Source organism: Nitrospirota bacterium, assembly GCA_035873375.1.
Lineage (GTDB): Bacteria > Nitrospirota > Thermodesulfovibrionia > Thermodesulfovibrionales > JdFR-85 > BMS3Bbin07.
In genome coordinates this window covers 14,273-26,762 of record JAYWMQ010000016.1, presented here as the reverse complement: position 1 = coordinate 26,762, position 12,490 = coordinate 14,273, and the positions used below count along the sequence as shown (strand labels likewise).

General features: G+C 50.3%; 10 protein-coding genes. 2 read left to right on the top strand and 8 right to left on the bottom strand.

The genetic code is table 11. The features are described 5' to 3' along the window. Positions 1–91 precede the first annotated feature (91 nt). From VST71_04120 to VST71_04095, 6 genes are all read right to left on the bottom strand, one after another. Positions 92–643, bottom strand: a complete 552-nt coding sequence (locus VST71_04120) for a phosphatase PAP2 family protein (protein MEC4684904.1) — start codon at positions 641–643, stop codon at positions 92–94. 92 nt (positions 644–735) lie between these two features. After that, positions 736–3,804, bottom strand: a complete 3,069-nt coding sequence (locus VST71_04115; GenBank protein ID MEC4684903.1) for an efflux RND transporter permease subunit — start codon at positions 3,802–3,804, stop codon at positions 736–738. Beyond that, a complete protein-coding gene (locus tag VST71_04110) occupies positions 3,804–4,889 on the bottom strand; it encodes an efflux RND transporter periplasmic adaptor subunit (protein MEC4684902.1) in 1,086 nt (361 codons plus the stop codon). Before VST71_04110 ends, VST71_04115 begins: the two co-directional genes overlap by 1 nt. Beyond that, complete coding sequence (locus tag VST71_04105) at positions 4,886–6,313, bottom strand: TolC family protein (GenBank protein MEC4684901.1); 1,428 nt, start codon at positions 6,311–6,313, stop codon at positions 4,886–4,888. Before VST71_04105 ends, VST71_04110 begins: the two co-directional genes overlap by 4 nt. Before the next feature lie 89 nt (positions 6,314–6,402). Then, a complete protein-coding gene (locus VST71_04100) occupies positions 6,403–7,806 on the bottom strand; it encodes an ATP-binding protein (protein ID MEC4684900.1) in 1,404 nt (467 codons plus the stop codon). Continuing rightward, positions 7,787–8,464 (bottom strand): response regulator transcription factor, encoded by a 678-nt coding sequence (locus tag VST71_04095; protein ID MEC4684899.1) that lies wholly within the window; start codon positions 8,462–8,464, stop codon positions 7,787–7,789. Before VST71_04095 ends, VST71_04100 begins: the two co-directional genes overlap by 20 nt. Before the next feature lie 118 nt (positions 8,465–8,582). On the opposite strand from VST71_04095, the gene VST71_04090 reads away from it, so the two are divergent. Beyond that, positions 8,583–9,509 (top strand): sulfite exporter TauE/SafE family protein, encoded by a 927-nt coding sequence (locus tag VST71_04090; GenBank protein MEC4684898.1) that lies wholly within the window; start codon positions 8,583–8,585, stop codon positions 9,507–9,509. Between the two features lie 64 nt (positions 9,510–9,573). Then, positions 9,574–9,930, top strand: a complete 357-nt coding sequence (locus tag VST71_04085; GenBank protein ID MEC4684897.1) for a HEAT repeat domain-containing protein — start codon at positions 9,574–9,576, stop codon at positions 9,928–9,930. Between the two features lie 53 nt (positions 9,931–9,983). Here the strand turns inward: VST71_04085 and VST71_04080 are convergent, their stop codons facing one another. Both VST71_04080 and VST71_04075 read right to left on the bottom strand, forming a co-directional pair. Beyond that, the gene (locus VST71_04080) at positions 9,984–11,333 is read right to left on the bottom strand and encodes a TolC family protein (protein MEC4684896.1); all 1,350 of its coding nucleotides are present in this window, start codon (positions 11,331–11,333) and stop codon (positions 9,984–9,986) included. Next, a complete protein-coding gene (locus VST71_04075; GenBank protein MEC4684895.1) occupies positions 11,330–12,262 on the bottom strand; it encodes a carbohydrate kinase family protein in 933 nt (310 codons plus the stop codon). The genes VST71_04080 and VST71_04075 overlap by 4 nt, the downstream gene beginning before the upstream one ends. Positions 12,263–12,490 lie beyond the last annotated feature (228 nt).

Here is a 12,490-nt window from a genome sequence, read left to right as displayed (position 1 = left end):
GCATATCTTCCCGGGACCGATCTGCCCGGGAATGGATTGCGGGTGTCGACCCTCTGGCAGCAGAACAGCATCCTGATGCAGCGTGTCAGGCTTACCATATCCTGTTAACAGTCAGACCGTAAAACCCGTTACCCGCAATTGGAGTTACGGTTACGCTTTTATACGGTGTTGTAAAATAGTAACTGCTCAAAACTCCTATAACTGCACCGGCCACAACATCTTCTATGTAATGCTTGTCTGCATAAACCCTGCTGTAACCCGTAAATGTTGCCCCTGCGTACGCGGGTATGGCATATTTCCAGCCATAGCGTCTCTGGATGAAAGCAGCACCCTGAAATGCTGCTGATGTGTGCAGGGAGGGAAAAGAGTGATTGTTACTCTGATCCGGCCGCTCCTTGTTTATTGAAAGCTTCAAGACAAGTGTAACTCCCAGGTTCGTCAGAAACGACTTGTAGAATTGAGTCTTCCCGCTTTTGTCGTCCAGGAAAAATGCAGTCCCATACGCTGTTGCAGGAATAAGCACGAGCAACACATCGCCAGCCTTCTCAGTATCATTTTCTCCGGCATTTACCATATTGGCAGCAGCCAGCAAGGATATCAACAGAAATACACACAGTATATGCTGTCCTCTTTTTTTATTCATTAAATGGAGTTCCCCCGTATTTTAAGAAAAAGTGCTACTTATAATAATATAGAAAAAATGGATTGAGAAAATCTCTTTAAAATATAACATCCCTACTCCTGCTGACCCTGCTCTTTTATTCCCTCCATACGTCCTGATACAAATGTAGCCAGCACCGGGACTACAATGAGTGTTGATACTGTACCTGAAACAAGGCCACCGATTACCGTAACGGCAAACGGTTGAAAAATATTTGACCCCGCGGCCGTACCGACCGCTGTCGGGATCAGTGCAAAGATGGTAGTCAGCGCTGTCATCAGGATAGGACGAAGGCGCACGGAGGCAGCAGACAGGAGCGCCTCCCTGACCGTCTCTCCACTGGCAACCCTCCTGTTGGAGTAGTCAAGGAGAACAATGGCATTGTTAACGGAGATACCGACAAGGGTCACAATCCCCATACCCACCGATACATCAAGCCCCTGTCCGCTTATAAACAGGGCCGTAAAAGCACCAACCATGGACAGCGGTATGGCAGTGAGGATGACAAGCGGCTGCAGCAGGGAGCGGAATTGCATGACCATGATAAGGTAAATCAGGGCTATGGCTCCGAGCACCACAAAGACCATATCCCTGGCTGTCCGTATCAATGACCTGTACTGGCCGGTAAAGTCGATACTGTAACCCTCAGGCAGCCTGATGGAGCGAAAGCGCTCCTTCAGGCGGGACACAAGTGCGGGAATACTGCCGTCAACCTCTGATACAAGGGTGACCTCCCGCTGTCCGTTAAGCCGTGTAATGGATGAGGGGGTCTGGATAATCCTGTAATCCGCAACCCGGTCAAGGGGGATTATATTGCCGTTGCCGGAAGATACCGGAACTTTCCTGATTGAGTCGATATCGTGTGGCCTGTCAAGGCCCATCCTTACAAGAACGCTGATATTCTCCCTCTGCCGTATAATCCTGGTCGCCTCCACCCCCAGCTCTGCCGCCCGAAGCGTATTGAGGACATCCGCAGACGAGACACCATACCGGGCAAGTTGCGGGTACTTTATCTGAACCACTATCTCGGATGCCTTTACCCTGGTGTTATTTATGATATTTGAGACTACGGGATCCTCCGCCATAATTCTTTCCACATCGTTTGACAGGGAGGCAAGCGTGTTCATATCCGTTCCGTAGATCGTCACACCAAACAGTGCAGAGAGGCCGGAGAAGCTCTCGTCTATCTTCTCCTGAGTCGGCTGGTGGTACAGGAAGACCATCCCCCCGAACCTTCCGTACTCCTTTTTTAGTGTATCCATAATCTCAACAACAGACCTCTTTCTTTTGTTTTTCGGCTTCAGTTTGATCATAATCTCGCCCATATTCACACCCTCTATCTGGTATCCCTGCTCCGGAGAGCCCGTTCTCCGGTAGACACATGTTACATCAGGGTCGGAAAGGGCGATGCGCTCCAGTGCATTCCCGATGCGGTTGCTCTCCGACAGCGCCGTTCCGGGCGGCATGACATACTCGCTGAGGATTGCCCCCTCGTCTATAGGAGGCAGCAGGTTTGTCCTGCCCAGGAAGGCGACAATTCCGATTAAAGATAGAGAGAGAAACGCTGTGAAAATCGTCAGCCCCCTGTGCCGGAAACAGAACCGGAGGATGGCATGTAATGCCTCATCCAGCCTTCTGAGCAGCCGGGCACCCACAAAGTCGGTACCGGGCGGGGTTATCCCTTTCCTGCTGAATGCCATTGGGACAAAACTGATTGACAGCAGCAGCGAAACTACAAGGGCGGCGCTGATCGTTAATCCAAAAGGCTTGAGAAAGATGGCCGCCAGGCCGGTTATGAGGATCAGGGGCAGAAAGGCGGCAACGGTCGTAAAAGTCCCTGATGCATCTGCTCCTGCGATCTCGATTGTTCCGTCTATACCTGCATCCTGTTCATTCTTCCCCATCTGGCGGTGTCTGAAGATATTTTCGGATACCACTATTGCATCATCCACGATCATCCCCACAGCGAGAGTCAATGCAGACATGGTAACCACGTTAAGGCCGAGGCCGAAGATACTCATTACCGTAAGAGTTGCAATCAGGGTAACCGGAATGGTTGCCGCCACAATGAGGGTGGGCCTCAACGCCCCAAGGAAAAAGTAGAGGACCAGAACGGCCAGCAGTGCGCCGATCAGGAGACCGTAAAAAATGCTGTTGCGTGCCTCAGTGATGATTTCCGACTGGTCATAGAATTTCTTTATCCTGGTCCCGGGGGGAAAGAGGCTGTGCAGTCCGGCAATCTCTGCATTGACCTCGTGGGCAACACGGATGGCGCTTGCCCCTGGTTGTTTACGAACTATAAAGGCAACTGCCGGGACACCGTCTCCATGCACCACATAGTGTCTCGGCACCACACCTGAGGACACGGAGGCAACAGAGCCAAGGAGCACGGAACGGTCAGCCCTTGCAATAACCGGGAGTGCGCGTATGTCATTCAGTGTCCTCAGACGGGCGTCACCGCGAATCAGGTATTCCTGGGAAGACCGGTCAAGATAACCTGCCACAGCCGTCATGTTGTTCTGCCTGATAGTCTTCACTATGTCATCCACTGTCAGGTGCAGGGGGATAAGCTTCTCCGGTCTTATCCTTACAATAAAGGCGCGTTGGTCACCCCCGAGCACCTCAACATAGGAGACACCGTCTATGGCCATGAGCCTGTTGGCCAGGTTATAGCGGACATTGTTTCTAAGGGCTATCAGGTCCTGTCCACCATAGACGACATAGCTGACAACATTCTGAAGGGTCGTCCCGATGTTCTCAATACGTGGGAGAGTGCCCGGAGGAAGGATGCTTTTAACCCGTGCCAGCCGTGCCTGTATAAGCTGGCGGGCATACCTGATGCCCGTTCCCCAGGTGAACTCTACCGTGACCTGTGATATCCCCTGCACGGATGTGGAGGCAACCCGTTTAACCCCCTGAATGCCCCGCACCTCGTCCTCAAGCGGACGGGTGATGAGAAGCTCCATGTCCTCCGGTGAAGCGCCGGGATAATGGGTGATAATGTTTACCACGGGGATATCAAGGTTCGGAAATAGGTCAACCGGCATATGGATGGCAGCATAGAGACCTGTAATGGTAATCAGTATAACTGCAAATGCCATGACAAGGGGATTATCGATTACAAAGCTGAGAAATCTCTTCATCAGTCCGGTACCCTGTACGTCTTGTTAAAATCCCGGTAGAACAATTCATATGCCCCTTTTGTAACTACTTCATCATTGCCTGTTATACCGGAGATGACCTCCAGCCAATTACCGGATCTGAGCCCTGTGTGCACCTCCTCTTTCTTATAGCCTTTAGCCTGTTTTACAAAGATATACTGCCTCTGGTTACTGCCGTAGACAATGGCGCTTTGAGGGATGGCAAGGGCTGCATGCCTTGTCTCAAGAATGACCTCACCACTCACTGTCTCCCCTGGTTTGAGCCTGCGATTGACCTCGCTGCTCTCAATCCATACAACTGTTCCACCGGCAGGGGTATGCTCCGGAAGCACCCTGGTTATTTTGCCTGTGATTGTCTGTCCCTCTGGTGTGTGAACAATTGCTGTCTTACCCTGAAGTGAGACGGTCGGGCCGGGAAACAGTGTTGCAACAATCCGCAGGTGAGCGGGATCAGTGATATAGCCGAGTATCATCCCCTTTTCCACATCCTGACCTGCAGTTACAGTCCTCCGGGTAAAGACACCGCGAATAGGGGCCCTGATCCTTATCAGGTCTTCAAGGAGTTGAAGGTCATGCCCTGTCTTGCTCAGGTCTGACTGAATCCGGGCAAGGGCATCCTCTGCCGTCTCAAGTTCGTCCCGGGAGGAAAACCTCTGTTTTACAGCCTGTCTCTTCCGTTTGACCCGTGCCTCTGATATGGATAATCTCTGTTCTAAAGAGGCAACCCTGTCCTTCAGATAGGCCAGGCGGCTGTTAATTCCGGGGCCGCCCATAGTAAACAACAGGGCTCCCTTTTTGATAACCGTTTCATCCGCCGTATCTACAGAGATGACCCTTCCCTCCTCCAGAGCCACGACCTTCACGAGGTAACGGCTTTCAACCCGGCCGATCCACTCTGCAGAGAGTCGAAAATCCCGAAGTGACGGCCTGCCGGTCTCTATCAATACCGGCTGAGGTCCCTTGCCGGCTGATATCTCTCTGTTACCACGTTCTATCAGAAAATATCCGGCTGCCAGCGCTATTGCAATAATTGAAATGATAGTGATTCCCGATATCGGTCGTTTCATTCCGGCTCCTTTGCATTGTCCATCTTTGCAGGCGAGGCAGGTGAAGCCCCTTTGACAACCGGAAGGTACTCTCCTGCCGCCACCTCCAGGGCAATGCCCATATCACTCAATGCCTGCCTTAATTTGATGATTCTTATCTGTTTTGCCGTCAGCTCGTTTTGCACCTTGTTATAACTCATAATATCGGTACTGCCCTGCTCCAACGCCCTCCTGTAGGTCTGTGTCAGGTTTTTCAGTACAGTCAAAGACCCGGCAGTGGCGCTGAGCTCCTTTTTCAGGGATTTTATGTCCGACAGGATGCCCGCAACATCTGAGTGTGCCTCAAAGAGGCGGGTAATATACTCATCAAAAACCTGTCTGCGGGTTGCGCGTTCAACGGCGATTTTACCCTGGTTCCGGTCAAAAAACGGAAGGTCGATACCGACCTCAAACCCGGTGGTAACAATGCCTCCTGTATCACGTGTATTGTTCAGACCGATACTTATTTTCGGAAACTGAGACAGGATGGCTGCCCGCACACTTGCCTCCCGGCTCCGGTATCCCATCTTTAAGGCAAGGAGGTCAAGACGGCGGCCCTCTATCCCTTCCGTAATCACTACCCCTGACGGCAGTGAGCGCCATAAGGGAAGTGAGATATCTCTTTGAATGGGAATAATCTGATCAGGAGGGATACCAAGTGTTCTGTTAAGGGCAAGCCTCTCCCGCTCCTTTGCCTTTTCCGTGGTTAAGACAGAGGCATGTGCCTGCTGCAGGGCCACCTCTGCGACAGCAAGGTCCGTATCCGTCCTCTCCCCTGAGGCAGCCGACTTTTTAATAGCCTTAAGGACTTCCCTGAACTGCTGCTCTGCTTTTTTTGTCAGTAACAGTTGCCTGTCAAGATAAAACAGACGGAAGAGATGGAGCTTTGCAGACTCCGCCACCTGCCACTCCTGCCACGCTATATCAAGGTCTACCGAGGCGGCATGCGCCCGGGCTGCATCCACTCTTGCACCCCTGGTAATAAGAGACTGGATATCCCAGCCAATCCCGAAACCATACCCGTTAACCGCACCCTCTTTATTTCCGCCTGTGGGGATATCCAGATTATAAGAGACCCGGGGGTTGGGAAGGATTCCAGCCTGGATAAGCTGGGCCCCGGCAATCCCCCTCAGGTCTCGAACAGCACGGAGGGCCGGATTGGCGATAACAGCCATAACAGCCGCCTCATCAGGAGAAAGACCGTCGCGAATATCAAAATCAACAGGTCTTAATATCGGATGTCTGATTGCCCCTGCCTTGATCCTTATAACTTCCGTTGCCAGTGGCATAAGGGCATTTTTCACAGCAGGCCCCTCAATCGGCTCGGGATGATAGGTCGCACAACCATGTAGCAGGATTAAAAAAGCTGCAAGGATTAGAGATATGTTTTTTGCCCTGCCTGTCATAACACCTGATTATATAACAGCAACATTGCGGGAAGATTTCCGGAAGATTACACTTATGAAAGGTTTTAATACGAGTCCGGGTTAATATGCTAAGCAGCTTTTGCAGGCAGATATATTATAAATCCGGAACCCCTGTCAGGCTCACTGTAAACCTCAACATATCCCTTATGGGCATGGACTACTGCCTTCACAAGGCTCAGCCCCAGACCCAGCCCCCTTGCAGAACGGCTCTGCTCTCCACGGTAGAGGCGGCCCCAGATCTTTGGCAGTTCCTCCTCGGAGATACCGATACCGGTATCCTCCACCCGGACAATCACATGGTCCCCTTTCCGTGAGGCCTCAACCTCCACCCTGCCACCCGCAGGAGTGTATTTAACGGCATTGTCCAGCAGGTTTGCAATAACCTGCCGCATCCGGTTATGGTCGGCAGTCAGAAAAAGCTCCCCGGGTGTCTTTATGTAAATGGCGATATCCCTCTCCTCTGCAACATAACGGTAAAGGTCAACCACATCCTCTATCAGGGAAGAGAGATTTATTTTCTCCAGCCTTAGCCTCATCACCCCTGTCTCCGCCTCTGATATATCCATGAGCGTGTTCAGCATCGTAAGGATCTGATCCGATTCCTCCAGACAGTCGGACAGGGCCTCCCGGCAGACCTCCCTGTCCTGCCCTGACCGGAGGGCCATCTCCGCCGTACCCCGCAGTCTCGTCATGGGAGTACGCAGGTCGTGGGCTACATTGTCCAGTGCACTTCTCATCCCGTTAATAAGAACCTCAATCCGCTGAAGCATCCCGTTAAACAGGATAGTCAGTTCCTCCAGTTCATCCCCGGTATGGCGGACGGAGACACGTGCATCCAGCCTGCCCTTGTCTATGGACCTGACGGTCTTTATTATGTTACGAATAGGCATAAGTGCCCTGAAGGCAAACAACACCCCCCCGGTAAAACCGAGCAGTATCACCGGAATGATGATACCGGCAAAGGTCTCGCGAAACCTCTCCAGGAACTCTTCCCTCTCACCCCTGCTCATGCCGACCTGAAGGATACCTCCATCCGGCAGTCTGGTTGAGGCGATATCCAGCACACCCCCTTTATCACCTTTTGCAGGCAGGTGTGTCCACTGTCCGCTGTCTGTAGGGGCACTGTTCTCAATCTGCCTTAGATCAAACCCATCTCCCATCAGGGCTGGAATATTTACAAAAAGGGTATGCCCCTGAGGCCCTGCCATCCTGACAAAAAAGAGGTTTCCGGAATGTGCCTCAAAACCGACTTCGCTCTTCAGTGCCTCTATGCCTCCCCTCTGGTACTGTGCTGAAAACTCCCTGAGTTTTGACTGAATCGTATATCTCTCTTCCTGTTTAAAAGAAGATGAAATGAGGAAATAAACAATGACGAAAAGTATAAGAGAACTAAGAATAAAGAGGGCTGAATACCATAGGGTGAGTCGAAATCCGATGGTCTTCCATATACGGTCAAGAGACCTTAAGGACATAACCAACTCCCCTGATAGTGTGAATCATCTTATCTTTAAACCCCCTGTCCACCTTGTTTCTCACCCTGCAGACCAGCACATCCACCACATTGGTCTGGGGGTCGAAGTCATAGTTCCAGACATGCTCCATAATCATGGTCCTCGTAATGACCCTGCCTGCACTGGACATCATGTATTCAAGCAAGGCAAACTCACGCGGCTGTAAATCAATCTTCCTGCCTGCACGAACAACCTCCCGCCTGAACAGATCCATTGACAGGTCTCCAACCTGAAGATGTGAGGGGTCGGTGGCACTGCCGCTTGACCTTCGGATAAGTGCCTGCACACGCGCCAGCAGCTCTGCAAAGGAAAAGGGCTTTGTCAGGTAATCGTCACTGCCTGTCTGAAGCCCTTTAACCCGATCGTCCACCGAGCCTCTGGCACTAAGGATAATAATGGGAGTCCCGACCCCCTGGCCCCGAAGTTCGTTGATAAGGCTGAGACCGTCCCGCTCCGGCAGCATCACATCAATAATGGCTGCATCGTAGGAGATGGTAAGGGCAAGATGAAGTCCGTCCTCACCATTGGCGGCATGGTCAACGGCAAACCCGGCCTCCCTGAGTCCTTTTAAAACAAAAGATGCGATCTTTATGTCATCCTCTACAAGCAGTAGCCGCAAGGGTTTGCCCCCTTTCAAGTTTATTGATACAGTGAAAACAGCTGATAATTACGAAGCCAATCAATTTTAACATTTTTCAAAAAGCAGTTTTTGCTATAATATCCAGCAAGGAGTTGCTTTGGATCTCTTAAAAGTGGTTTTCCCCATATCCGGAATTGAAACCTATATCTTTATACCACCTCTTGTCTCGTTTCTGATATCCTTTTTTACTTCCATGGCCGGCATCTCCGGGGCCTTTCTGATATTGCCCCTTCAGATGAGCATGTTTGGCTTCACCACACCATCTGTCAGTTCAACCAATTTTCTCTATAATGTCGTGGGCACACCTGGAGGGGTGTTTAGATACATCCGGGAAGGAAGGATGTCGTGGCCCCTGGCTGGCTGCATCATAGCAGGCACATTACCCGGTGTGCTGGCCGGGTATTATATAAGGGTGAAATATCTCCCTGACCCGCAAACTTTCAAGTTTTTCGTAGGGGTTGTCCTTTTATACGTCGGGGTACGGCTCTTCAGGGATGTCAGGCAGAAAAGGTCAAACGAGGGGGGGATGGCTCAACGCCTGCAGGAGCGGAATCTCCCTGAAAACACCCTCAGAATCTCTAACGTATCATACAGCCTGAGCAGGATAGAGTATGACTTTATGGGTGAGAGGATATCCTTCAGCGTGCCTGCCATGTTTGCATTGTCACTGGTGGTCGGGGTTATTGGCGGCATATACGGGATTGGTGGAGGTGCCATAATTGCCCCCTTCTGCATAACATTTTTCAGACTTCCTGTTTACACGGTGGCAGGCGCTGCATTAATGGGAACATTTGTCACGTCAATCTCAGGGGTGGCAATCTACAGTTTAATTCCGTTAAACAATGGCCTGACAGCCCCTCCTGACTGGCCTCTGGGCCTGTTGTTTGGAATAGGGGGATTTTTCGGCATGTATTTAGGGGCAAAGACTCAGAAGCATATACCCGAGAAGGTCATAAAAGTGATACTTGCGTTGATCATTGTCTCAGTCTCTGCAAAATATGTATGGCAGTTCATAGCGGGATAAAATCCCCTCAAGACAATAAAAGAGATTAAGGAGGAGAGTGAAATTGCAGGACGATTTGAAAGAAATGATTGCTGATTACATGCAAAAGGGTTTTCTGGAAAACATAATAGATATGTTCAAACATGATACATCCCTCTATTCAATTACAGGAGACCTGCTGCGGGATGAAAGGGTACGGGTGAGGATAGGGGTTACCGCACTCATTGAGGAGCTGCAAAAGGAGAGGCCAGAGGAGGCAAGGCTTGCAATCACTCCACTGCTGCCTTTGCTCAACGATGATAATCCCACTGTAAGGGGAGATGCCGCCTACCTGATTGCAACCATTGGAGGGAAAGAAGAGCTTGAAGCACTGAAACCACTGTTAAACGACCCCGAGCCCCAGGTGGCTGAAATCGTAAGGGATATTCTGGACGAGAGGTAAAATATCCCTTCAGACTTTACCATATCGCTTTCAGCAACCGTTTATCACTGAATTCAGGGACTGCTCTTCCCGTAGACCCCGTTAATATCCTCTCCCATTGCATGCAGCAGTCCTGCCTCAGCCCTCTTCAGATCATAAACAGCACTCCAGTAGTTTGTCTCTGCCCTGCTCATCAGCGTTACAGCGTCTATGACATCCGTTGCCGTTCCAACGCCTTCACGATAGCGAAGCCTCTGGAGCCTCTGGTTCTCTTCTGCCTGTGCCACCGCCTCGCTGGTCACCTCCACCTTTTTCCCGGTACTCCGGAGTTGAAGATACGCCTTCTTCACCTCAAGCATTATGTTGTCACGGAGTTTTTCTTCCGTCAGACCGAGCGTTTTGAGCTCCGCCCCGCCCCGCCTTATCCTTGCCCTGGTTGCACCGCCTGAAAAGAGGTTTATTTTTACCCCTGCCAGAAGAGACCAGTTACCCTCATAGACCATGTAACGGTTCTCCTGATATTCGTATCCGCCGGAGAGGTATATATCCGGATAAAACCTTGCCTTTGTTGCCTTCAACTCTTCCTTCTTTGCCCTTATTCTTGTCTGTATCCCTTTAAGTTCAGGCCTTAATCGCACTGCAGACTCCCATGCAGCCTCAAGGCTCATCTCTGTATAGGGTCTTACACTGATCTCCTCCGGACTGACCTCTTCGTTCAGGGGTTTTACAAGCAGGCTGTTTATCCTGGAAGCCCTCATTGCCCGGAGGTTTTCTGTGGTTAAAAGTCTCTGCCTTGCATCAGAGAGCATAACCTCTGCCTGAAGCAGGTCGTTCTTTGTAATAAGTCCTTCCTCATACATTGCCCTGGTGTCATTCAGATGCGCCTCAAATCGTTTGACCTCATTCTGAGCCACTGTCAGGAACTTCCCTGTCTCAAGGAGGTCAAGGTAGGCAAGTGTAAAATTAAGGGCAACAAGGTTTCTCACCCTGAGTGTGTCCAGCTTTTTTTCCTTTAATCCAAGCCTGGAGGCCCTCAGCATCGAATAGGTACTGCCAAAGTCATATACCAACTGGTTTACCCTGAAGCCGTAGGTGAGGAAGTCTTTCTCAGAGATAGGGATGGCCTCAAAAGCCCCCAAAAGCGCCTCCGGCCGGTACCTCAGCCAGGTCTGATGTGCATAGAGGTCCACCTGGGGCAGCAGTGGAGACCTTGCCAGTTGCACTCCCTCCCTTACCACATCCTCTTCTGCCTCGGATATCTTTATATCCCTGCCCCGCTCGGAAACTATTTTAAGCCCCTCTTCAAGGGTCAGGGATAAGGCATTTGATGGCAGCACAAACAGAAGAACGGCATGCACGAGAAGCAAAAGCTTCAGGAGTGTGCCGGATAACCGGTTGCAGTTATTGACGCCGGAGGGGATCACAACGGACCAAAGTTGCTTGTGTATCGTTCAACAAAATCCTCGTATGTATACCGATGTTCCTGAGTGCCGTATTTCTCTATCGCATACACTGCCGCAACAGCGCCCATCTTGACTGCAGTCTCCATATCCTTGCCCGTAACAAGCCCTTTTATCAGTCCCGCCCTGCATGCATCACCTGCACCTGTAGGGTCAACAACTCCGGAAACCTTTGCCGGAGGTATAGTGGTGTCACCATCTGAAGTACTGACAAGAGCTCCTTTTTCTCCGAGGGTTGTAACTATGGTACGTGTAAGCCCTAAAAGCCCCTTTTTATCCAGTCCGGTCATCTTCATAATCATCTCGAGTTCGTAATCATTGGAGATAAGTATCGCTGAACCATTAATCCACTCCCTGAGCGCATCCCCTTTCCAGGCAGTAAGCGACTGTCCGGGGTCGCAGATATAATCGATGCCACTGTCCCTGCAAGTCTTTGCATACTCTATCATGTCCTGAAGGTTGCCGGGTGCTATCAGGGCAATGGAGTCTCCTGTTCCGTCACTATTGAACTTATACCCGGAGGGATACTTCATTGCACCCGGATTAAACCCTGTTATCTGGTTGTCGGATTTGTCGGTTGTTATATATGCACCGGCAGTAAACTCATCATTGATTATCTTTATCCCCTCAACGGAAATCCCGTTCTTCTTCAGCCAATCGAAATAACTTCCATAGTCCTTCCCTATGGTCGCAAGTATAACCGGACTCTCTTCAAGCAGACTCAACGAATATGCCACATTGCCGGCAGTGCCTCCGAATTTTTCCACTAACCCGTTAACAGTGAAACAGACATTCAAAATATGTATCTTGTCCGGTAAAATGTGATCTGAAAATTTACCGGGGAAATCCATTATCCTGTCGTATGCCATTGAACCTGAAACATAAATATTCATATCTCTTTTTTTCTCCTTCGGATTTATTATATCCCGTCTCCATGCGTCTTCTGTTTCTCTTTCCTTCTTTCAGCGCTGGTCTTGGGTTTTACTCAATACAGATACGTTACAGTACTATATATTGATTCATGGGTTCATTATGTCTGGTATTTTATATCACCAAGTTCTTTTTTTCAAGGTTTAAGGGGTTTATTTACTGTAAAGCATTATTATAATATAATATAAGAA